The 22887-nt window shown below is 68.2% G+C and carries 21 protein-coding genes; 3 read left to right on the top strand and 18 right to left on the bottom strand.

Translation table 11 applies throughout. The features are described from left to right. Positions 1-17: 17 nt before the first annotated feature. From WS78_RS21295 to asd, 6 genes are all read right to left on the bottom strand, one after another. Positions 18-866 (bottom strand): DNA-methyltransferase, encoded by an 849-nt coding sequence (locus tag WS78_RS21295; protein ID WP_059576267.1) that lies wholly within the window; start codon positions 864-866, stop codon positions 18-20. Positions 867-875: 9 nt separating this feature from the next. After that, complete coding sequence (trpB, locus tag WS78_RS21290) at positions 876-2069, bottom strand: tryptophan synthase subunit beta (RefSeq protein WP_038743549.1); 1194 nt, start codon at positions 2067-2069, stop codon at positions 876-878. A 69-nt stretch (positions 2070-2138) separates the two neighbouring features. Next, positions 2139-2870, bottom strand: a complete 732-nt coding sequence (locus WS78_RS21285; protein ID WP_059576270.1) for a phosphoribosylanthranilate isomerase — start codon at positions 2868-2870, stop codon at positions 2139-2141. Then, a complete protein-coding gene (gene truA / locus WS78_RS21280) occupies positions 2867-3679 on the bottom strand; it encodes a tRNA pseudouridine(38-40) synthase TruA (protein ID WP_059576273.1) in 813 nt (270 codons plus the stop codon). Before truA ends, WS78_RS21285 begins: the two co-directional genes overlap by 4 nt. Beyond that, positions 3679-6390, bottom strand: coding sequence for a FimV/HubP family polar landmark protein (locus tag WS78_RS21275; RefSeq protein WP_059576276.1), 2712 nt, complete (start codon positions 6388-6390; stop codon positions 3679-3681). Before WS78_RS21275 ends, truA begins: the two co-directional genes overlap by 1 nt. 135 nt (positions 6391-6525) lie before the next feature. Beyond that, entirely contained in the window at positions 6526-7647 is a 1122-nt protein-coding gene (gene asd / locus WS78_RS21270; protein WP_038743541.1) for an aspartate-semialdehyde dehydrogenase, read from the bottom strand. Here asd and WS78_RS21265 point away from each other — a divergent pair. Further along, on the top strand, positions 7646-7804 hold the full coding sequence (locus WS78_RS21265; RefSeq protein WP_038743539.1) for a hypothetical protein: 159 nt from the start codon (positions 7646-7648) through the stop codon (positions 7802-7804). The genes asd and WS78_RS21265 overlap by 2 nt on opposite strands. A gap of 171 nt (positions 7805-7975) precedes the next feature. Here the strand turns inward: WS78_RS21265 and leuB are convergent, their stop codons facing one another. The 5 genes from leuB to WS78_RS21240 all read right to left on the bottom strand — a co-directional run bounded on the left by leuB (position 7976) and on the right by WS78_RS21240 (position 12149). Continuing rightward, positions 7976-9043 (bottom strand): 3-isopropylmalate dehydrogenase, encoded by a 1068-nt coding sequence (leuB, locus tag WS78_RS21260; protein ID WP_059576279.1) that lies wholly within the window; start codon positions 9041-9043, stop codon positions 7976-7978. 91 nt (positions 9044-9134) lie between these two features. Beyond that, positions 9135-9785, bottom strand: coding sequence for a 3-isopropylmalate dehydratase small subunit (leuD, locus tag WS78_RS21255; protein ID WP_038743535.1), 651 nt, complete (start codon positions 9783-9785; stop codon positions 9135-9137). A 77-nt stretch (positions 9786-9862) separates the two neighbouring features. After that, on the bottom strand, positions 9863-10012 hold the full coding sequence (locus WS78_RS21250; protein WP_198170049.1) for an entericidin A/B family lipoprotein: 150 nt from the start codon (positions 10010-10012) through the stop codon (positions 9863-9865). Further along, complete coding sequence (gene leuC / locus WS78_RS21245; protein ID WP_059576282.1) at positions 10009-11418, bottom strand: 3-isopropylmalate dehydratase large subunit; 1410 nt, start codon at positions 11416-11418, stop codon at positions 10009-10011. Before leuC ends, WS78_RS21250 begins: the two co-directional genes overlap by 4 nt. 203 nt (positions 11419-11621) lie before the next feature. Next, a complete protein-coding gene (locus WS78_RS21240) occupies positions 11622-12149 on the bottom strand; it encodes an Lrp/AsnC family transcriptional regulator (RefSeq protein WP_038743528.1) in 528 nt (175 codons plus the stop codon). A 161-nt stretch (positions 12150-12310) separates the two neighbouring features. Here WS78_RS21240 and mdeB point away from each other — a divergent pair, with 161 nt between their 5' ends. Then, positions 12311-15034 (top strand): alpha-ketoglutarate dehydrogenase, encoded by a 2724-nt coding sequence (gene mdeB, locus WS78_RS21235; RefSeq protein ID WP_059576286.1) that lies wholly within the window; start codon positions 12311-12313, stop codon positions 15032-15034. Positions 15035-15155: 121 nt separating this feature from the next. Here mdeB and WS78_RS21230 read toward each other — a convergent pair whose 3' ends face one another. The 3 genes from WS78_RS21230 to WS78_RS21220 form a co-directional block, all read right to left on the bottom strand. Continuing rightward, positions 15156-16400, bottom strand: a complete 1245-nt coding sequence (locus tag WS78_RS21230) for a DUF1479 domain-containing protein (RefSeq protein ID WP_059576290.1) — start codon at positions 16398-16400, stop codon at positions 15156-15158. Between the two features lie 294 nt (positions 16401-16694). Continuing rightward, positions 16695-16937 carry a hypothetical protein gene (locus tag WS78_RS36115; protein ID WP_059576488.1) on the bottom strand — a complete coding sequence of 81 codons (243 nt, stop codon included), beginning with the start codon at positions 16935-16937 and terminating at the stop codon, positions 16695-16697. A gap of 295 nt (positions 16938-17232) precedes the next feature. Continuing rightward, positions 17233-17622: a VOC family protein gene (locus WS78_RS21220; RefSeq protein WP_038743521.1), complete on the bottom strand. Its 390-nt coding sequence runs from the start codon at positions 17620-17622 to the stop codon at positions 17233-17235. Between the two features lie 75 nt (positions 17623-17697). On the opposite strand from WS78_RS21220, the gene WS78_RS21215 reads away from it, so the two are divergent. Beyond that, a complete protein-coding gene (locus WS78_RS21215; RefSeq protein WP_059576293.1) occupies positions 17698-18669 on the top strand; it encodes a helix-turn-helix domain-containing protein in 972 nt (323 codons plus the stop codon). Between the two features lie 91 nt (positions 18670-18760). Here WS78_RS21215 and gltA read toward each other — a convergent pair whose 3' ends face one another. Genes gltA through sdhA form a run of 4 tightly spaced genes read right to left on the bottom strand, consistent with a single transcriptional unit; the run spans position 18761 to position 22887 of the window. Continuing rightward, entirely contained in the window at positions 18761-20062 is a 1302-nt protein-coding gene (gene gltA, locus WS78_RS21210) for a citrate synthase (RefSeq protein ID WP_038743515.1), read from the bottom strand. A gap of 52 nt (positions 20063-20114) precedes the next feature. Beyond that, positions 20115-20387 (bottom strand): FAD assembly factor SdhE, encoded by a 273-nt coding sequence (locus WS78_RS21205; protein WP_004528990.1) that lies wholly within the window; start codon positions 20385-20387, stop codon positions 20115-20117. 1 nt (position 20388) lies between these two features. Next, positions 20389-21090, bottom strand: coding sequence for a succinate dehydrogenase iron-sulfur subunit (locus tag WS78_RS21200; protein ID WP_038743513.1), 702 nt, complete (start codon positions 21088-21090; stop codon positions 20389-20391). A 21-nt stretch (positions 21091-21111) separates the two neighbouring features. Next, positions 21112-22887, bottom strand: a complete 1776-nt coding sequence (sdhA, locus tag WS78_RS21195; RefSeq protein ID WP_059576296.1) for a succinate dehydrogenase flavoprotein subunit — start codon at positions 22885-22887, stop codon at positions 21112-21114.

Below are 22887 nucleotides of genomic sequence, written 5' to 3'. Positions count from 1 at the left end.
CGCGCGCGCGGCGACGCTCACGCGTCGATCGGCGCCGCGAGCGCCGCCACGCGCTCGCGCGCGATCGCGCAATAGCTTTCGTTGATCTCGTAGCCGACGAAGCCGCGCCGCTGCCGCGCGCAGGCCACCGCGGTCGTGCCGCTGCCCATGAACGGATCGAGCACGCGGCCGCCCGGCGGGCAGCTCGCGAGCACCATCCGCTCGATGATCTCGAGCGGCTTCTGGGTCGGATGGTCGACCCGCTCCGCATGCTGGCGATGCAGGCGCGACACGGACCACACGTCCTTCGGGTTGTAGCCGAGCTCGAGCCACTTGCTGCCTTCGAACAGCTTGCGCGAGCGCGCCTTCTTCGTATCGGCGTCGTATGGGATGCGAACCGGATCGAGATCGAAGTAATAGCCCTTCGACACCGCGAAAAAGCCGATGTTGTCGTGCACCGACGTGAAGCGGCGCGTCGTGCCGCCCATGCTCGGCACGCGCCGGTCCCAGATGATCTCGTTGATCATCGTGAGCCTCGTCTTCAGGAAGCTGAAGATCTCGGGCGCGTACTGCCACGTGCAGAACACGTACATCGAGCCGGTGGACTTGAGCTTCTGAATCGCGAGTTCGAGCCACTCGCGCGTCCACGCGAGGTGGTCGTCGCCGGAGCGCTTGTCCGAGTCGTTGCCGTAATCCTTGCCGAGCCCGTACGGCGGATCGGCGACGATCAGGTCGATCGACGCGTCCGGCAGGCTCGCGGCTTCAGTCAGGAAATCGCGGTTGATGAGTTCGATGCCGGCCGGCAGCGCGCGAGCGGCGTCCGCGGCCGGAACCGCTTCCGCCCCGCTCGCCGCGCCGCCCGCCGGCTCTTCGATCAGGTCACGCATCGTTCGGGTTCAGAGCGCGATGCCCGATCGCTCGGCGACCGTGTGCATGTCCTTGTCGCCGCGGCCCGACAGGTTGACGAGCAGGACTTTGTCCTTCGGCAGCGTCGGCGCGAGCTTCGTCGCATACGCGATCGCGTGGCTCGATTCGAGCGCCGGGATGATCCCCTCGATCCGGCAGCAGTCGTGGAACGCCTTCAGCGCTTCGTCGTCGGTGATGCCGACGTACTGCGCGCGGCCGCTGTCCTTCAACCACGCGTGCTCGGGGCCGACGCCCGGATAGTCGAGGCCCGCCGACACCGAGTGCGTCTCGATGATCTGGCCGTTGTCGTCCTGCAGCAGGTACGTGCGGTTGCCGTGCAGCACGCCGGGGCTGCCGGCGATCAGCGACGCCGCGTGATGGCCCGTGTCGAGGCCGTCGCCCGCCGCCTCGACGCCGATCAGTTGCACCGATTGATCGTCGATGTACGGATAGAAGATGCCCATCGCGTTCGAGCCGCCGCCGACGCACGCGATCACCGCGTCCGGCTGCCGCCCGGCGAGCTCGGGCATCTGCACCTTGCACTCGTCGCCGATCACGCGCTGGAAGTCGCGCACCATCATCGGATACGGGTGCGGGCCCGCGACCGTGCCGATGATGTAGAACGTGTTCTCGATGTTCGTGACCCAGTCGCGCATCGCTTCGTTGAGCGCGTCCTTCAGCGTGCGCGAGCCGGATTCGACGGGCACGACGGTCGCGCCGAGCAGCTTCATCCGATAGACGTTCGCGGCCTGGCGGCGCACGTCTTCCGCGCCCATGTAGACGACGCACTCCATGCCGAAGCGCGCGCAGATCGTCGCGGTCGCGACGCCGTGCTGGCCCGCGCCCGTCTCGGCGATCACGCGCTTCTTGCCCATCCGCTTCGCGAGCAGCGCCTGGCCGATCACGTTGTTCACCTTGTGCGCGCCCGTGTGGTTCAGGTCTTCGCGCTTCAGGTAGATCTGCGCGCCGCCGAGCGTGTCGCTCCAGCGCTGCGCGTGATAGATCGGCGACGGACGGCCGACGAAATGCTTCAGTTCGCGGTTGTACTCGGCGACGAAGTCGGGGTCGTTCTTGAATTTCTCGTACGCGGCGCGCAGCTCGTCGAGCGCGTGAATCAGCGTTTCGGCGACGAACACGCCGCCATATGGGCCGAAATGGCCACGATCATCGGGAAGGTTGTACATGACGTCACTCTCGGTTCGACCGCGCGGCGCGCCGGTTCTCGTTTCCGGCGCCCGCCGCGCGGGCTGGCATCACCCGGCGTCCGCGTCGCGCACCGCGCGCACGAACGCCGCCATGCGGGCGCGATCCTTCACGCCCTTCGCGCCCGGCGTTTCGATGCCGCTCGAGACATCGACCGCGAACGGGCGCACCTGACGGATCGCATCACCGACGTTTTGCGCGTTCAACCCACCACTCAAAACGGCCCGACGCACGAGCTCTGCTGGGATAAGTGACCAATCGAAGACCTTGCCGCTGCCGCCGTAGTGCTCGACGAGGGTGTCGAACAACAAGCCGCGTGCTGCCGAATAGTGAAGAGCCGATTCTACCAAATCGGCCGGCCTGGCCGCCACGCCCACGCGCAGCGCGCGCAGCCACGGCAGGCGCGCCGCGGCGGCGAGCGACGCGCATTGCGCGGGCGTCTCGTCGCCGTGGAATTGCAGCAGCGTGAGCGGCACTTCGCTCGCGACGCGCGCGATCTCGTCCTCGGTCGAATTGACGAACAATCCGACGACCGACACGAACGGCGGCACGCGCGCGGCAAGCGCGGCCGCCTGGTCGATCGTCACGGCGCGCGGACTTTTCGGGTAGAACACGAGGCCGATCGCGTCGGCGCCCAGCTCGGCCGCCCAATCGACGTCGCCGGGCTTCGACAGCCCGCAGAGCTTGATCCGCGTGCGCGGCGGCGGCGCGGCGGCAAGCACGTCGTCGCGCGCACCCGCGGCGAGCGTATCGTCCATTGTCTTCGTCTTGTCGGTCATCATGGTCGTCCGTCCAGATCGGCCCACACGCTGCTCCACGGCACGCTGCCGAGCTGCGCGGGCGGCACCGCGAATTCGGCCGGATAGCCGACGTGCGCGAGATAGAGCCCTTCGGGCATGAAGGTCGGCGCCGCGCAGTCGCGGTCCCGGCTTTCGAGCACTTGCGCGAGCCACGACGCCGGATAGCGGCCGCGCCCCACCGCGACGAGGCAGCCCATCAGGTTGCGCACCATGTGGTGCAGGAACGCGTTCGCGCGGAAGCGGAAATGGATGAAATCGCCGTCGGGGCGGATGCCGATCTGGTACAGATGCTTGACGGGCGACTTCGCCTGGCACTCCGACGAGCGGAACGCCGAGAAATCGTGCTCGCCGACGAGGTGCTCGGCGGCTTCGCGCATCGCATCGACGTCGAGCGGCATGTGGACCCAGCCCGCGCGTGCGGCGAGCATCGGCGAGCGCACCGGATGCACGTACAGCGCATAGTAATAGGTGCGCTCGAACGCCGCGAAGCGCGCGTGGAACGTGTCCGGCATCGGCTTCGCCCATTGCACGGCGACCGTCGGCGGCAGGAACGCGTTCGTGCCGCGCACCCACGAGAAATCCGCGCGATCGAGCTCCGTGTCGAAATGGACGACTTGGCCGAGGCCGTGCACGCCGGTATCGGTGCGGCCCGCGACCGTCGTGTGCAGCGAGGTCTGCGCGAATTCGGCGAGCGCCCGCTCGAGCACGTCCTGGACAGTCTTGCCGTGCGGCTGCGACTGCCAGCCGCAGAACGCCGCGCCGTCGTATTGAATGCCGAGTGCGATTCTCATCACGACAGATCGGCGAGCTTGGCGAGCATCACGCGCGCTTCGTCGCGCGTGTCGGCGTGACCGGCTTCGATCACCTCGTGCAACAGCGTGCGCGCGCCGGCGAGATCGCCGAGCTCGACGTATTCGGACGCGAGCTCGAGCTTGTTGCGCGCGATCTTCGCGAGCGCCTCGGGCGTGAATGCCGGCAGCGACGCGCTCGGGCCAGCCGGCAGTTCCAGATCGAAGTCGAGGTTCAGCGCGCCGAATTGCGCGACGCCGAGCGGCGGCGAGTTCGGGGACGGGGACTGCGATGGCGCAGCCGGCTCGCGGGCCGGTTCGCTGCTCGACGACGCCGGCACCGGCGCGGGTGCAGCGAACGCTGCGCCGGGCTGCGCAGCCGCCGGCGGCGGCTCGACATGTGCGGTCAACGGCGCGTTCGGCAGTTCGATGCCCGGCACGGCGGCCTCGTGCGGCACGGCGGCTTGCTGCGGCACGGCGCCGGCCTGCCGCTGCGCGTGCGCCTGCTCGTGCGCCCGCTCGTGCACATCCGGCGCCGCTCCGATCAGCGTCGGCGCTTGCGGCTCCGTCGCTTCGGCGCGAGCCGCCTGCTGACCGGCGGAATGCGTCGAGCCCGCTTCCGTCGCGAACGATCGCGGCTCGGTCGATCGCGCATCCTGCCCCCGCGCGGCTTCGCCCAGTGGTTCGGTCGCCGACGACTCAGCCGCCCGCGCTACCGTTTCGGCAGGCTCGATTCCGCCCGGCGGCGTGGCATGCAGCGGCTCGGCAACCCATGGGCGGGCCGCATGCATTTCATCGTCGAACGGTTCGCCCTCATTCCGATCCGCCACCGGCTTTGCTTCGCCAAGCGCTCCCGCTTCACGCGGCGCTTCCGCGCCAATCGGCCGATGCGCGTCGGCTTGACCGTTAGTTGCATCCTGGGAAGCATTCGAACCCGCCGGTTCGGCAGGTTGCGATTGCACTTCTTGGCCGATGTCGTCAGGCGCCGACTCGCGCGGCGGCAGCGGCATATCGAGGCTGTCGAGCGCGGCGATCGCGTCGCGCGGGAACGCCTGTCGCCATGCGTACGGCGCCGGCTTCGCGCCGGTCGGCGGGACGCCCGCCTCGGCCGCCGCCTCGGCCGCCGATTTGGCCGCCGATTCGGCCGCCGATTTGGCCGCGAACGGCGCGCTGCCGGGCTCGTCCGCCTGCGGCATCTTCAGCGTCAACGGCTCGGCTGCTCGCGCATGCGGCTCGCGAGCCGGCTCGAGGTCCGGGCCGGCCGCCGACGACAACATCGATTCGCCCTTCGCCGACGCCTTGTCGGTTTCGACGGGCGGCACGATCGGCAATGCGTGCCGAGCAGCCGCGTTCGCGCCCTGTTCGCCCGCTTCGTGCGTCTTTTCCGCCGCTTCGGGTTCGGCCGGCGCGCCGGCAATGGCCGCGACCGCATCCGGATCGAGCGCCGGGGCCGGCGTGAACGCGCCCGGCTCGATCGCGTCAGCGGACGGCCCCTTCTTGCGCCGGCGCAGCGCGAAGCCCGCGATCAGCGCGACGACGGCCGCGCCCACCGCGATCGCGGCGCCCATGTTGAACGGCGCCTGCGGCGCCGTCGCGCGCGGCGATACGCTCGCGGGCGACGTCACGGCCGGCGCGGAAGCGGCGTTCGTCGCCGGTCCAGCGGCAGATCCGACCGCGGCCTCTGAGCCCGCCGTTTCGGAGCCTGCGGTTTCGGAGCCGGCCACCGCGGACGTCGCCGCCCCAGCCTCGGCACCAGCCTGCGATTTCTGCGCGCTTCCGGCGGCGGGCGCCGGCGGCGGAGCAAGGTTCGCGGCGGGCTTGCCGATCCCGTGCTTCTGCAACTCCATCAGGACGCGATTCTTCAACGCGAGCAATTGCTGCAGGCTCGACGGCCGCGCTTGCGATGCGCCCGTCGCGGCCTGCGTTGCCGAGCCCGAAGGCATCTGATTTGCGGCGCCGGGAGCGAGCAGCGCCTCCGCGCCCGCCGCCGACGCGCCGTTCGCCCCCGCCGGCGCTTGCTGGATCGAGCCGCTCCAGACGTGCGCGCTGGCGACACCGGACGAAGCGGCGGGCGCCGCCGCCTGAGCGGCCGCGGACGAAGCATGCGCCGACGCCGCGCCGGGCGCCGACTCGCCGTTCACGGTCGACGCGGAACCGGCTGCGCCGGAAGCCGCCAACGCCGCCAATGACGTTGCGCCGCTTGCCGCGGCGACGTGCGACGCCGCCGACGTCGCCACCGGATGCGAGGCCGCTGCGGCCGACCCGGCCGACCCAGCCGACGCGGCCGCATGCGACGCCGCGAGCGCCGCCGACGCGAGCGCGCCGCCCGCCGCCGCGCCGCTTGCGGCCAAGCCGGCCGCCGCGCCCGTCGCGTCGAGCGCGGGCACCGTCAATTGCGCGCCGATCTTCAAGCGGCTCGGATCGCGCTTCATGAACGCCTGCGGATTCGCGTCGAAGAGCGCGCGGCCCGCGCGGGCCAGCACGGCGGGATCGTGCGACTGCGTGACGGCGACAGCAATGTCGTTGAGCGACTGGCCGGGTCGCACGGTGATCGTGAGCGGCGCGGCCTGGTCGCCCGCGGCGGCGCTCGCCGCATCGGGCGCCGCGTGCGCAGCCGTCGCGCCGGCGAGCGCGAGGATGGCGACCGCGACGGCGCGTCGCGCGCTCGGCAGGCCATCGGAGATCGTCGTCGAAGAAAGGAATCGAAGCGTCATCGGCTTGGTCGCCGCGGCGTTACGCGGCCTGGGTTCGCGTTTGGAATAAGACAAAATCGGACCGCAAATAAAAAAAGCGTCGCGTGAAACGCGACGCTTTCGGGTTGTGTACGCGTCGTAATCGCGTAGTTTACTTTACTTGTCGAGCAGAATGCGCAGCATCCGGCGCAGCGGCTCGGCCGCACCCCACAACAATTGATCGCCGACGGTAAATGCCGACAGGTATTCGCCACCCATCGCGAGCTTGCGCAGGCGGCCGACCGGCACCGACAGCGTGCCCGTCACCTTCGCCGGCGACAGATCGCGCATCGACGCTTCGCGCTCGTTCGGCACGACCTTCACCCAGTCGTTCGCCGACGCGAGGATGCCGTTGATCTCGTCGAGCGGCACGTCCTTGTTCAGCTTGATCGTGAGCGCCTGCGAGTGGCAGCGCATCGCGCCGATCCGCACGCACAGGCCGTCGACCGGAATCGAGCCCGGCTCGCCCATCGCCGGCTTGCCGAGGATCTTGTTCGTTTCCGCGCCGCCCTTCCATTCTTCCTTCGACATCCCGTTGCCGAGATCCTTGTCGATCCACGGAATCAGCGAGCCCGCGAGCGGCACGCCGAACTGGCTCGTCGGCATCGCGTCGCTCGTCATCGCGGCGAGCACGCGGCGATCGATGTCGAGGATCGCCGACGCCGGATCGGCGAGCTGCGCCGCAACCGCGCCGTTCAGCGTGCCCATCTGCGCGAGCAGCTCGCGCATGTTCTGCGCGCCCGCGCCCGACGCGGCCTGGTACGTCATCGCCGTCATCCAGTCGACGAGGTTCTCGCGGAACAAGCCGCCCAGCGCCATCAGCATCAGGCTGACCGTGCAGTTGCCGCCGATGAAGTTCTTCGTGCCGTTGACGAGCGCGTCCTTGATCACGTTCAGGTTCACCGGATCGAGGATGATCACCGCGTCGTCCTTCATCCGCAGCGACGACGCCGCGTCGATCCAGTAGCCGTTCCAGCCGGCCGCGCGCAGCTTCGGGAACACGTCGTTCGTGTAGTCGCCGCCCTGGCACGTGATGACGACGTCGCACTTCTTCAGGTCGTCGATGCTCGTCGCATCCTTGAGCGTGGTCTCGTTTTTCGCGAACGACGGCGCCTTGCCGCCCGCGTTGCTGGTGCTGAAAAACACCGGCTCGATCAGATCGAAATCGCCTTCTTCCTGCATGCGCTGCATCAGCACGCTGCCGACCATGCCGCGCCAACCTACGAGACCTACGTTCATGACTAACCCTTTGCTGGAGCTTCCCCGCCTTTTCCGCCCCCGGCGCGACCGCGCGGGGAAACAGGCGGGCACGACGGACGACGATCAGATTTTCGTGATCGTTTTCGTGATGATGATTTTGCCGATGACGATGGCGCGCGCACCCGCACGGGCTTGATTGCCGTGGAGTTTCGAGACCGGGGAGATCAGGGAAGTCGCCATCGTTCGAGTCTACACAAACCTCGGTGGCCGCACAACGGCCGCTAAAACCGGACGGACCCCGTTTTCGGAGCCGCCCGTCCTTGTTGCGACGACGCGCCGCGTCGAACGCGCGCCGCGCTCGCGGCGCTTACAGTGCCGCGACGACCGCGTCGCCCATCGTCGCCGTGCCGACCTTGTTGCAGCCCGGCGTCGCGATGTCGCCCGTCCGGTAACCCGCCTCGAGCACCTTCCTGACCGCACGCTCGATCCGGTCCGCCTGCTCGGCGCGGTTCAGCGAATAGCGCAGCAGCATCGCGGCCGACAGGATCGTCGCGAGCGGGTTCGCGACGCCCTTGCCCGCGATGTCCGGCGCGGAGCCGTGCGACGGCTCGTACAAGCCCTTGTTGTTCTTGTCGAGCGACGCCGACGGCAGCATGCCGATCGAGCCCGTCAGCATCGACGCCTCGTCCGACAGGATGTCGCCGAACATGTTGCCCGTCACGATCACGTCGAACTGCTTCGGCGCCTTCGCGAGCTGCATCGCCGCGTTGTCGACGTACATGTGCGACAGCTCGACGTCCGCGTATTCCTTCGATACGTCGATCATCACGTCGCGCCAGAACTGCGACGTCTCCAGCACGTTCGACTTGTCGACCGACAGCAGCTTCTTCTGCCGCTTGCGCGCGGCCTGGAACGCGACGTGCGCGATGCGGCGCACTTCCGGCTCCGAATAGCGCATCGTGTCGAAGCCCTCGCGCGCGCCGGCGAACGGGCCGTCCGGCGCCGCGCGCACGCCGCGCGGCTGGCCGAAGTAGATGTCGCCGTTCAGCTCGCGCACGATCAGGATGTCGAGGCCCGCGACCAGCTCGGGCTTGAGCGGCGACGCGTCGACGAGCTGCGGATAGCAGATCGCCGGCCGGAAGTTCGCGAACAGCTCGAGATGCTTGCGCAGCCCGAGGATCGCCTGCTCGGGGCGCAGCGCGCGCTCGAGCGAGTCGTATTTCCAGTCGCCGACCGAGCCGAACAGGATCGCGTCCGCTTCCTTCGCCAGCTTCAGCGTCGCATCCGGCAGCGGATGGCCGCTCGCCTCGTAGCCGGCGCCGCCGACGGGCGCGGTTTCGAGCTCGAATTTCTCGTCGAGCGCGTTCAGCACCTTCACCGCTTCGTTGACGATTTCCGGACCGATGCCGTCGCCGGGCAGCACTGCAATCTTCATGCGAAATTCCTGACTAGATGGAGGATTGGTTTCGGGCGAAGCGGGCGCGCCGCCGTGCCCGGCCGCGCGCTCGCGCGAGAAACGAAAAACGTCAGCCGATCAGCCGGTTGTTGAGCCACGGCTGCTTCGCGAGCCGCTCGGCTTCGAACTGGCGGATCTTGTCCGCGTGGCGAAGCGTGAGCCCGATGTCGTCGAAGCCGTTCACGAGGCAGTACTTGCGGAACGCGGTGATCTCGAACGGATACTCGCGGCCGTCCGGCGCGCGCACGACCTGCGCCTGCAGATCGATCGTCAGCTGATAGCCGTTGAACGCGTACGTCTCGTTGAACAGATGGTCGACCTGCTGCTCGCTCAGCACGATCGGCAGCAGGCCGTTCTTGTAGCAGTTGTTGAAGAAGATGTCGGCGAAGCTCGGCGCGACGATCGCGCGAAAGCCGTACTGCTGCAGCGCCCACGGCGCGTGCTCGCGCGAGCTGCCGCAGCCGAAGTTCTTGCGCGCGAGCAGGATCGACGCGCCCTGGTAGCGCGGCTGGTTCAGCACGAAATCCGGATTGAGCGGCCGCTTCGAGTTGTCCTGGCCGGGCTCGCCGTGATCGAGATAGCGCCACTCGTCGAACGCGTTCGGGCCGAAGCCCGTGCGCTTGATCGACTTCAGGAACTGCTTCGGAATGATCGCGTCGGTGTCGACGTTCTCGCGATCGAGCGGCGCCACGACGCCGGTATGCACATTGAATTTTTCCATGATCCGTCAACCAGATTGGAGGCCGGCCGCGCGGGCCGGCGAAATCGAATCCCGAGTCGGCGCGCTCGCGCGCGCCGTCAGTCCGCCGCGCGCTTGATCGCGCGGCCGGCGGCGTTGATGTCCTCGCCCATGCCCGCGACCGTGTTGCAGCCGGCAAGGCCGAGCACGAAGCCCGTCAGCGCGAGCAAGGCGGCGACGCGCCGGAAGATCGAAGCCTTCATGCTCACCCCAGCTTGCGAATGTCGACGAAGTGGCCTTCGATCGCCGCCGCCGCCGCCATCGCCGGGCTGACGAGGTGCGTGCGGCCGCCCTGGCCCTGCCGGCCTTCGAAGTTGCGGTTCGACGTCGACGCGCAGCGCTCGCCCGGCTCGAGCCGGTCGGCGTTCATCGCGAGGCACATCGAGCAGCCCGGCTCGCGCCATTCGAAGCCGGCTTCCGTGAACACCTTGTCGAGCCCTTCGCGCTCGGCCTGCGCCTTCACGAGGCCCGAGCCCGGCACGACCATCGCGAGCCGCACGTTCGACGCGACGCGGCGATTCAGCTTCTTCACCACGTACGCGGCCGCGCGGATGTCCTCGATGCGCGCGTTCGTGCACGAGCCGATGAAGATCTTGTCGACCTTGATCGCCTCGATCGGCGTGTCCGGCGTGAGCGCCATGTACGCGAGCGCGCGCTCCATCGCGTCGCGCTTGACCGGGTCCTTTTCACGCTCGGGATCGGGCACGCGGCCGTCGATCGACGTGACCATCTCCGGCGACGTGCCCCACGTGACCTGCGGCACGATCTCGGCCGCGTTCAGCTCGACGACGCGGTCGAACTGCGCGCCTTCGTCGGACGTGAATTGGCGCCAGTACTCGACGGCTTGATCCCATTCCGCGCCCGTCGGCACGAACGGGCGGCCCTTCAGGTACTCGACCGTCGTGTCGTCGACGGCGACCATGCCGGCGCGCGCGCCCGCTTCGATCGCCATGTTGCAGACCGTCATCCGGCCTTCCATCGACAGCGCGCGGATCGTCGAGCCGCCGAATTCGATCGCGTAGCCGGTGCCGCCCGCGGTGCCGATCCTGCCGATGATCGCGAGCACGATGTCCTTCGCGGTGCAGCCGCGCGGCAACTGGCCCTCGACCTTCACGAGCATGTTCTTGCTCTTTTTCTGCAGCAGCGTCTGCGTCGCGAGCACATGCTCGACTTCCGACGTGCCGATGCCGTGCGCGAGCGCGCCGAACGCGCCGTGCGTCGACGTGTGCGAATCGCCGCACACGATCGTCATGCCCGGCAGCGTCGCGCCCTGCTCCGGGCCGATGATGTGCACGATGCCCTGGCGCACGTCGTTCATCTTGAACTGGGTGATGCCGAACGCGTCGCAGTTCGCGTCGAGCGTGTCGACCTGCAGCTTCGACACCGGATCGGCGATGCCGTGGCTGCGGTCCGTCGTCGGCACGTTGTGATCGGACACCGCGAGATTCGCGCTGATTCGCCACACCGGGCGCTGCGCGAGCTTCAGCCCCTCGAACGCCTGCGGGCTCGTGACTTCGTGCAGCAACTGGCGATCGATGTAGAGCAATGCGGTGCCGTCCTCTTCGGTGTGGACGACGTGCGAATTCCACAATTTGTCGTAGAGAGTCTGTGCCATGGGTATGCGGGGTCGTTATAACGGCGAACAAGCGTTCGATGCGCTCGATTATGCCACGCGACGCGCGCATTTTTATACCAGGCAAACGAAAAAACCTATAAAAAACAGTGAGTTGAGTGGTACAGCCGATACGGGTATCAGGATTACCCGGCAATATTCGGATGCGCGCGCAGCGCCGCAGACGCACGCGCGAGCGGCGTCACTCACACCCATTCGTTCGATTCGTCGTCGTCGCCCGCGAGCGTGAGCCCGCCCGCGGGCAGCGGCAGCGCGGTCCGGTAGCGGACTTGCTTGAGCGCGAAGCTCGACCGGATGTTCGACACGCCGGGGATCGTCGTCAACTGATCGAGGATGAACCGCTCGAGGCTCTTCATGCTCGGCACGACGACGCGCAGCAGGTAATCGGCGTCGCCCGACATCAGATAGCACTCCATCACCTCGGGCCGCTTGTCGATCGCTTCTTCGAAGCGGCGCAGCGCGTCCTCGACCTGCTTTTCGAGGCTCACCTGGATGAACACGTTGATCCGCAGCCCGAGCGGCTCCGGATTCAGCAGCGTCACCTGTTGCTTGATGAGGCCGAGCTTCTCGAGCGCGCGGACGCGGTTGAAGCACGGCGTCGGCGACAGATTCACCGCGCGCGCGAGCTCGGCGTTCGTGATCCGCGCGTTCTGCTGCAGTTGGTTGAGGATGCCGATGTCGATCCGGTCCAGCCGGCGGGAAGGAGCGCTCATAGTGCAAATCTTCTGAAAACGACGATTTTTCAGGAATTACCACGTTACACGAAACCAAAATTCGAGCCAAAAGAGATGCACATTCTGCGGCGCGGTGGATAACCTTGACGGCTGTTGCTGCCGTTGTCGCTTCCCAGTTTCCGCCCCGCCCGGAGCCCCGCATGAACGACTTATCGAACGGTATTCGCCCGGTCAGCACGGCCGCGCGCCGCCACGACGACACCGATCCGCAGGAAACCGCCGAATGGCTCGACGCGCTCGACGGCGTCGTCGAGCATGCGGGCGCCGAGCGCGCGCAGTTCCTGCTCGCGCAGCTCGCCGAGCACGCGGCGCGCCGCCGGCTCGCCGCGCCGCACGCGAACGCGACGCCGTACGTGAACACGATCCCGCTCGACGCGCAGCCGCCGTATCCGGGCGACCTGGAGCTCGAAGCGCGCCTCGCGGCGGTGCTGCGCTGGAACGCGCTCGCGATGGTGGTCCGCGCGAACCGCGCATACGGCGAACTCGGCGGGCACATCGCGAGCTACGCGTCGGCGGCCGATCTGTTCGAGGTCGGTTTCAACCACTTCTTTCGCGCCGCGGGCGGCGCGTCGGGCGGCGATCTCGTCTACTTCCAGCCGCATTCGTCGCCGGGCGTCTATGCGCGCGCGTTCCTCGAAGGCTTCCTGAGCGAGTCGCAGCTCGAGCACTACCGGCGCGAGATCTCCGGGCCGGGCCTGTGCTCGTATCCGCATCCGTGGCTGATGCCCGACTTCTGGCAGTTCCCGACGGGCTCGATGGGCATCGGCCCGATCAACGCGATCTATCAGGCGCGCTTCATGCGCTATCTGCAAAACCGCGGCCTCCTGCGCACCGACGGCCGCAAGGTGTGGGGCTTCTTCGGCGACGGCGAGATGGACGAGCCCGAATCGATCGGCGCGCTGTCGCTCGCCGCGCGCGAGGGGCTCGACAATCTCGTGTTCGTGATCAACTGCAACCTGCAGCGGCTCGACGGCCCGGTGCGCGGCAACGGCCGCATCGTCGACGAGCTCGAATCGCAGTTCGCGGGCGCCGGATGGAACGTGATCAAGGTGCTGTGGGGCTCGGACTGGGACGCGCTCTTCGCGCGCGACGCGACGGGCGCGCTCGCGCGCGCGTTCGCGCAGACCGTCGACGGCCAGTTCCAGACCTTCTCCGCGAACGACGGCGCATACAACCGCGCACGCTTCTTCGGCCAGGACGACGCGCTTGCTTCGCTCGTCGCGCATCTGCGCGACGAGGACATCGACCGGCTGCGCCGCGGAGGCCACGACGCGCGCAAGCTGTACGCCGCATACGACAGCGCGCTGCGGCACGAGGGCAGGCCGACCGTGATCCTCGCGAAGACGATGAAGGGCTTCGGCATGGGCGCGATCGGCCAGGGCCGGATGACCACTCATCAGCAGAAGAAGCTCGACGTCGAGCACCTGCTCGCGTTCCGCGACCGTTTCCGGCTGCCGCTGTCCGACGACGACGTCGAGCAGCTCCGGTTCTACAAGCCCGCGCAAGACAGCCCGGAGATGCGATATCTGCATGCGCGCCGGGCTGCCCTGGGAGGCTGCCTGCCCAGAAGGCGGGCGGCGGCGGCGACGGCCATGACCGTGCCGTCGTTGCCTTCCTGGGGGCAATTCGCGCTCGACGCCGACGGCCGCGAGATGTCGACGACGATGGCGATCGTGCGGATGCTGGGCGGCCTGCTGAAGGACGCGGCGCTCGGGCCTCGCATCGTGCCCGTCGTGGCCGACGAGGCGCGAACGTTCGGGATGGCGAACCTGTTCCGGCAGGTCGGCATCTACTCGCCGCTCGGCCAGCGCTACGAGCCGGAAGACCTCGGCTCGATGCTCTACTACCGCGAGGACACGCGCGGACAGATCCTCGAGGAAGGGATTTCGGAGGCGGGCGCGATGTCGTCGTGGATCGCCGCCGCGACGTCGTACAGCGTGCACGACCTGCCGATGCTGCCGTTCTACATCTATTACTCGATGTTCGGCTTCCAGCGGATCGGCGACCTGATCTGGGCCGCCGCCGACCAGCGCGCGCGCGGCTTCCTGATCGGCGCGACGTCCGGCAAGACGACGCTCGGCGGCGAAGGGCTCCAGCATCAGGACGGCACGAGCCATCTCGCCGCGTCGACGGTGCCGAACTGCCGCGCGTGGGACCCGGCGTTCGCGTACGAAGTCGCGGTGATCGTCGACGAAGGGATGCGCGAGATGGTCGAGCGGCAGCGCGACACGTTCTACTACCTGACCGTCACGAACGAGAACTATGCGCAGCCGTCGCTGCCCGCGGCGCGCGCCGACGCGGTTCGCGACGGCGTTCTCAAGGGCATGTACCCGCTCGACGCGGCGGCGCTGCCCGCCGCGCGCGTGCAGTTGCTCGGCTCGGGCGCGATCCTCGGCGAGGTGCTGGCGGCCGCGCGCATGTTGCGCGACGACTGGCAAATCGACGCGGCCGTCTGGAGCGTGACGAGCTTCACCGAGCTGCAGCGCGACGGCATCGCGGCCGAGCGCGCGCAGCGCCTCTTCGACGCCGACGAAGCGCACGAACCCGCGACGCCCTACGTCACGTCGGCGCTCGCCGCGACGCAAGGGCCCGTGATCGCCGCGACCGACTATGCGCGCGCGCTGCCCGAGCTGATCCGCGCGTACGTGCCGCGCCGCTACGTGACGCTCGGCACCGACGGCTTCGGCCGCAGCGACACGCGCCAGGCGCTGCGCGCGTTCTTCGAGGTCGATCGCGCGTCGATCGTGATCGCCGCGCTGCACGCGCTCGCCGACGACGGGATTGCGACGCGCGCCGTCGTGCGCGATGCGATCGCGCGGTACGGCAAGCAGGACGCGTCGCGCACGCCGCCGTGGGAACGGTGACGGTGCCGGCGAGGCGCGTGCGGGCCGGCGCATCTCGACGACAAACGGACGACGGACGCGGCGGCGGCGACGCGTCGGCGCGACGGCACGAATCGGCGGCGCGGCCCCCCGCCGCCGCGGTTCACGAGCCGAACCCCATCTGCTCGCGCCCCAGCTCGGTCAAATCGCCCGCCTGGGCACGCCCGGTGAAATCGGTCTCGAAGTGATCGGCCGGAAAATCCGGCGGGCTCTCGCCGCGCAGGAAGCTCGGCAACTGCCGCTTCAGATACGCGTCGTTCTTCGCGCAGCCGGGCGCCGACGCGATGTACATCACGTTGCTGTAGCCCGTCCCGCGATGCGCGTCCTCGACCGCGTGCACGACGTCGCCGTGCCAGAACACCGCGTCGCCCGGCTGCATCTGCGGAATCGGCACGAGCGCGGCGAGCAGCGGCGCATGCCACGCCGGCAGCACCGACAGCGCGCGGCCCGGCTGCGCGCCGCACAGGTCGTCGTCCGGCACGTCGTCCTGCAGCGCGCGCAGCACGACGTAGGCCATCGCGTTCGCGATCGGGATCAACTGCAGCGTGCCGTCGCCCGGCCCTTGCGGCGTCAGCGCGGTCCAGCCCTGAAACGTGCGGAACATCGAGCAGACGGCGGGCGACGGAATCTCCTCGACGTCCGGCCGGAACGCCGCGTCGAACGGATCGTACGCGCGCCAGTCGCCCGCGAGCACGTGCCGATAGACGCGCCGGAAATTCGTCCCGAGCCAGCGCTCGACGGAGCCGCCGTCGACGTGCGGCGACAGCCCGAGCGACGACGAGCCCGGCGGCCGCCGGCGGATGCGGTCCGCGTAGGCCGGCACGCGCGCCGGATCGAAATGCACGCGCCCTTCGCTCTGCGCGCGCCACAGACGGTTCAGGAACACGCGCGCCTGCGTCAGCTCGGGCGACTGGCGCGCGGCGATCTGCGGCTTCGACCAGTAGATCCCGTAGATCTGCGGCTTGCTCGACGCGAGCGTGCCGAAATAGCGGTCCTCGGCGCGATGCGCGAGCTTGTCGTCGAGCCGGTTCGACTCGACGTACGCGGCGATCTCGTCGTTCCAGTCGCTCGCCCGCCGTTCGTCGAACACGCCGCGAATCACGCACGCGCCGCGCGTTCTCAACGCGGCGAGCGACGCCGGATCGACGCGGCCGGCGGCAATGTCGGCGAAGCGCAGCACGGCGATCGTGTCACGGCCTTGCGCGCGATCGGTGAGGATCGCGTCGGCCTGCCGCGCGATTTCGCCTTCGAGCTCGCGAAACACCCGAGCGCGGTTCGGCAGCGCGGCGCGCAGCACCGCTTTCGTCGTGCGGATCGCCGCCGGGAGGTCGTCGATAGGGAACGGCATCGGATGTCTCCTGGATCGGGTTCTGGATGGTGCGGCGTGCTTTGACGCGCCCATTCAGCGTAGATCGCCCGATCCGCTCGAAGCGATGCAATCGCGCCGACTATCGATACGATGACGCCAATCGCCCGGACAGGCGTCCTGCGAAGGCCCACGTGACGGCCGCGCAGCTCGGCGCGGGCGTGGAAGCGGCGACGCGTGCGCGACGGCACGACTCGCGCCGTCGCGACGAACGCACCCGGTGGAGCGCGGGCGGCTTGTCCGCCGCCGCTCGCGTGGAGAAATCGCGCCGCGCGATCAGCGCGCCATCGTCGGCGGCGCGAACATGTAGTGTTCGCTCGAGAACATCGCCGCGCGATGCTCGTCGCACAGCGATCGGGCCGTCTCGCGCGAACGGGGCGTGCTCGACGCCGCCGCGGCGTTGTAGGCGGCCATCGCGACGAGCGCGCGCACCCAGCCTGACGACGCGCCGTCCTGCGCATGGACGGGGACGGGCTGCGCCCATTGCCGGCAGTCGGCCGCCGCCGATCGCTCAGGCATCGCACGCGCGGCCCTCAGCACGTTGTCCTCGGCAACGCCGGCGGCCGCGCCCTCGATCGACAGTGAACAGGCCAACGCCGCCACAAGCCCCATTGCGCGCATATGCCGTACCCCGCAAGAAAAATGTAATGTCGCCATTCTAGACGCGTGCGCACGGCGCCGTTTGCCATTTTGCCGCGCGCAGCGACGGCCGCTCTCCCGCGCATGCGAGCGCCGTCGCCGCGCGCGCGGCGGCCGTCGAAAGATCTTGCGAACACGTGCTCGCGTTCCCGCCGCCGTTCGGCGGCGCGCACACTTACTCCGGCTCGTGGCAGCATACGCACAGCTTGTTGCCGTCGAGATCGCGAAAGTACGCGCCGTAGTAGTTCGGATGGTAATGAGGCCGCAAGCCGGGCGCGCCTTCGCTCGCGCCGCCCGCCTGCAGGGCGAGCGCGTACACGCGGTCCACTGTCGCGCGGTCGGCCGCGAGGAACGCGGTCATCTGGCCGTTGCCGGGCGCGGGCGGCGCGCCGTCGAACGGCCGGCCGATCAGGAACAGCGGACGCGGCGCATCGACGGGCTTCCAACCCGTCCAGCCGTGCGGATCGCGAAACTTGAGCTCGAGCCGCAGCGCGTCCATCAACGGCTCATAGAACGCAAAAGCGCGTTCGATATCGGTTACGCCCATGCAGACATGTGAAAACATTCGCGTGCCTCTCGTGTCGTCGAGATTCGGCGATGATGCCACGCGCGCGCGCCGCGCGAGCGGACGGAGGCCGGCGTGAAGCCGCGCTACGAACGGGTCGCGATCCCCGACGGCTGCTCGGTCCGCGTCTTTCGGCGCCGGCTCGCGCAGATTCCGTACGAATGGCATCACCACCCCGAATACGAGCTGACGCTCACGCTGAACAGCCGCGGCAAACGCTTCGTCGGCGATCATGCCGCCGATTACGCGGGCGACGACCTCGTGCTCGTGCCGCCGAACCTGCCGCATACGTGGGCGTCGGACGAGCGTATCGACCCGGATGCGCCGCTCGTCGCGCTCGTCGTGTGGTTCGACGGCGACTGGGCGCAGCGCGTCGCCGCCTGCTGCCCCGAATTCGCCGGCCTGCGCACGCTGCTGCGCCGGGCCGCGCCCGGGCTCGCGTTCGGGTCCGACGCCACGGCCGAGATGCGCGCGCGGCTGCCCGCGCTCGTCGATCGCGCGCCGCGCGTGCGGCTCGCGGCCGCGCTCGACGTGCTCGCTTTGCTCGCCGACGCGCCGGCGACGCCGCTCGCGACCGCCGCCGCCTACCGCGCCGCCGACGACGCGGCGCTCGCGCCCGAAGCCGAGCGGCTCGACCGCGTGCTCGATCTGCTCGACCGCCGCTTTCACGAGCCGCTGCGCGTCGCCGAGCTCGCGGCGGTCGCGCACCTGTCCGAGCGCTCGCTGCAGCGGCGCTTCGCGCAACACGTCGGCGAAAGCATCGGCCGCTATCTGCAGCGGCTGCGGCTCGCGCACGCGGCGCGGTTGCTCGCGTCGACCGGCTGGCCCGTGTCGCTCGTCGCGACACGCTCCGGCTACGCGAATCTCGCGAACTTCAACCGCCAGTTTCTCGCCGCGCGCCGGATGACGCCGCGCGCCTACCGGCAGTTCCTCGCCGAGCACGGCCGCACGCCCGACGAAGCGCCCGCGCGCGACGCAAGCATCGACGTGCGCCCGCCTTCGCTCGAGCGCGGCTCGTCTAGCGGCAAAACGCGTCGCCGAAAATAAAACACCCCGACGGGCGAACCGTCGGGGTGTTCGATGCAGCGTGGTGCGCGGCGGGCTAGCCGCACGCCACGCACGCCGCGCAAGCCGTCGATCAGCGCTGACCGATCGGCTTCGCCGTACGCGGCGTTTCGCCGATGAACAGCTGCCGCGGACGGCCGATCTTCTGCTCGGGATCGGCGATCATCTCGTTCCACTGCGCGATCCAGCCCACCGTACGCGCCATCGCGAAGATGCAGGTGAACATCGAAGTCGGGATGCCCAGCGCGCGCTGGACGATGCCCGAGTAGAAGTCGACGTTCGGGTACAGCTTGCGCGACACGAAGTATTCGTCTTCCAGCGCGATCTTCTCGAGCTGCATCGCGAGCTTGAACAGCGGGTCGTCGTGCAGGCCCAGCTCGTTCAGCACTTCGTAGCACGTTTCGCGCATCAGCTTCGCGCGCGGATCGTAGTTCTTGTACACGCGGTGGCCGAAGCCCATCAGCTTCACGCCCGAGTTCTTGTCCTTCACCTGCTTGATGAACTCGGGAATGTTGTCCGGCGTGCCGATCTGCTCGAGCATGTTGAGCGCGGCTTCGTTCGCGCCGCCGTGCGCCGGGCCCCACAGACACGCGATGCCGGCCGCGATACACGCGAACGGGTTCGCGCCCGACGAGCCCGCGAGACGGACCGTCGACGTCGACGCGTTCTGCTCGTGGTCGGCGTGCAGGATCAGGATGCGGTCGAGCGCGCGCACGAGCACGTCGTTGACCTGGTATTCCTCGCACGGGTTCGCGAACATCATGCGCATGAAGTTCGCGCTATACGACAGATTGTTCTGCGGATACACGAACGGCTGGCCGATGCTGTACTTGTACGCCATCGCGACGAGCGTCGGCAGCTTCGCGATCATGCGGATCGCCGACACTTCACGGTGGCGCGGATCGTTGATGTCGAGCGAGTCGTGGTAGAACGCGGACAGCGCGCCGACCGCGGCGACGAGGATCGCCATCGGGTGCGCGTCGCGGCGGAAGCCGCGGAAGAAGAACTGCATCTGCTCGTGCACCATCGTGTGCTTCGTGACGGTGGCGACGAACTCCTTCTTCTGCGCCTCGTTCGGCAGCTCGCCCTTCAGCAGCAGATAGCAGGATTCGAGGAAGTCCGCGTTCTCGGCGAGATTGTCGATCGGGTAGCCGCGATACAGCAGCTCGCCCTTGTCGCCGTCGATGTACGTGATCGCCGAGTTGCACGACGCCGTCGACATGAAGCCCGGGTCATACGTGAACTTGCCGGTCTGGCCGTACAGCTTGCGGATATCGATCACGTCCGGGCCCATCGTCCCCTTGTAGATCGGCAGTTCGACGCTCGGCGAATTATCGCTGAACGATAGCGTGGCTTTAACATCAGACGGGGTCATGACACATCCTCAATCGAAAATAGAAACGGATTCGATAACGGGCACAACGCTCTCAAACGCTGCGCAGCATCTCCAGCAGCCTGGACATGTCCGGGCCGGCAAGGTCGCCTTCTGGTTCCTTGCGCGCGAGCAGCAAGTCCATCAGGTCGTTGTCGCTTAGATCCAGCAGGCGCGACAGTGCGCTCACGTCTGCGTCGCTGAGGTCGTGCTCGTGTCTGGCAAAGAAACGCTCGAAAATCAGATCGTTCTCCAGCAGACCGCGCCGCGCGCGCCAGCGAAGCCGCGCGCGGCGATGCGGGTCGGATTGATGCGACGATTCGCTCATGTCAGACCGCGCGGCGCACCATCAATTCCTTGATCTTGCCGATCGCCTTCGTCGGGTTCAGGCCCTTCGGGCACACGTCGACGCAGTTCATGATCGTATGGCAGCGGAACAGACGGTACGGATCGTCGAGGTTGTCGAGGCGCTCGCCCGTCGCGCGATCGCGGCTGTCCGCGATGAAGCGATACGCCTGCAAGAGGCCCGCCGGGCCGACGAACTTGTCCGGATTCCACCAGAAGCTCGGGCACGACGTCGAGCAGCTCGCGCACAGAATGCACTCGTACAGGCCGTCGAGCTCGTCGCGCTCTTCCGGCGACTGCAAACGCTCCTTCTCGGGCGGCGGCTCGTCGTTGATCAGGTACGGACGGATCGAATGGTACTGGTTGAAGAACTGCGTGAAGTCGCAGATCAGGTCGCGCACGACGGGCAGGCCCGGCAACGGACGCAGCACGATCTTCTGCGGCAGGTCGTTCAGGTTCGTCAGGCACGCGAGGCCGTTCTTGCCGTTGATGTTCATCGCGTCCGATCCGCACACGCCTTCGCGGCACGAGCGGCGGAACGACAGCGTCTCGTCGACCGACTTCAGCTTGACGAGCGCGTCGAGCAGCATCCGCTCGTGCTGGATCTCCAGCTCGTACGACTGCATGCGCGGCGCGGCGTCCTTGTCCGGATCGTAGCGGTAGATTTCGAAAATGCGTTTGGCCATTTCAGATTCCTTTGCGCTGGCTTAGAACGTACGCGCCTTCGGCGGCACGGACTCGACCGTCAGCGGCTTCATTTGGACGGGCTTGTAGTCGAGGCGATCGCCTTCGCTGTACCAGAGCGTGTGGCGCAGCCAGTTCTCGTCGTCGCGGTGCTCGTAGTCGCTGTGCGCGTGCGCGCCGCGGCTTTCCTTGCGCGCTTCCGCCGACACCATCGTCGCGCGCGCGACCTCGATCAGGTTCGCGAGCTCGAGCGCTTCGACACGCGCGGTGTTGAACACCTTCGACTTGTCCTTCAGGTGGACGTTGGCGGCGCGCTCCGTCAGGCCCGCCATCTGCTCGACGCCTTCCTCGAGCAGCGCGGACGTGCGGAACACGCCGGCGTGCTTCTGCATCGTCGCGCGGATGTCGTTCGCGATGTCCTGCGTGTACTCGCCCGACGTCGACTTCTCGAGCTTCGCGAGGCGCGACAGCGAGAATTCGGCGGCGTCCGCGGGCAGCGGCTTGTGCTCCTTCTGGTTCTTCACGTGCTCGACGATGTGGTTGCCGGCCGCGCGGCCGAACACCACGAGGTCGAGCAGCGAGTTCGTGCCGAGACGGTTCGCGCCGTGCACGGACACGCACGAGCATTCGCCCACCGCGTAGAAGCCGTTGACCGGCTCCTTGTGGTCGCGCGACGTGCCGACGACCTGGCCGTGAATGTTGGTCGGAATGCCGCCCATCTGGTAGTGGATCGTCGGGACGACCGGAATCGGTTCCTTGATGCAGTCGACGTTCGCGAACTTCAGCGCGATCTCGCGGATCGACGGCAGACGCTTCATGATCGTCTCGGCGCCGATGTGCGACAGGTCGAGCAGCACGTGATCCTTGTTCGGGCCGACGCCGCGGCCTTCCTTGATTTCCTGGTCCATCGAGCGCGACACGAAATCGCGCGGCGCCAGATCCTTCAGCGTCGGCGCATAGCGCTCCATGAAGCGCTCGCCGTTCGCGTTGCGCAGGATGCCGCCTTCGCCGCGCACGCCTTCGGTGATCAGCACGCCCGCGCCGGCCACGCCGGTCGGGTGGAATTGCCAGAATTCCATGTCCTGCAGCGCGATGCCCGAACGCGCGGCCATGCCGAGGCCGTCGCCCGTGTTGATGAACGCGTTGGTCGACGCCGCGAAGATCCGGCCCGCGCCGCCCGTGGCGAACAACGTGGTCTTGCCTTCGAGGATGTAGACGTCGCCCGTTTCCATTTCGAGGGCCGTCACGCCGAGCACGTCGCCGTCCGCGTCGCGAATCAGGTCGAGCGCCATCCATTCGACGAAGAACTGCGTCTTCGCCGCGACGTTCTGCTGATACAGCGTGTGCAGCAGCGCGTGGCCGGTGCGGTCGGCCGCCGCGCACGCGCGCTGCACCGGCTTCTCGCCGTAGTTCGCGGTGTGGCCGCCGAACGGACGCTGATAGATCGTGCCGTCGGCGTTACGGTCGAACGGCATGCCGAAGTGCTCGAGCTCGTACACGACGTTCGGCGCTTCGCGGCACATGAATTCGATCGCGTCCTGGTCGCCGAGCCAGTCGGAGCCCTTGATCGTGTCGTAGAAGTGGTAGTGCCAGTTGTCTTCGCTCATGTTGCCGAGCGACGCGCCGATCCCGCCTTGCGCGGCGACCGTGTGCGAACGGGTCGGGAACACTTTCGACAACACGCAGACGGAGAGGCCCGCGCGCGACAGTTGCAGCGACGCGCGCATCCCCGAGCCGCCCGCGCCGACGATCACCACGTCGAACTTGCGACGCGGCAGGGAAGTTTTGATTGCAGCCAT

The sequence above is a fragment of the Burkholderia savannae genome (assembly GCF_001524445.2).
GTDB lineage: Bacteria > Pseudomonadota > Gammaproteobacteria > Burkholderiales > Burkholderiaceae > Burkholderia > Burkholderia savannae.
Note: the sequence above shows the minus strand (reverse complement) of the source record. Positions and strands in the feature narration are given on the sequence as shown.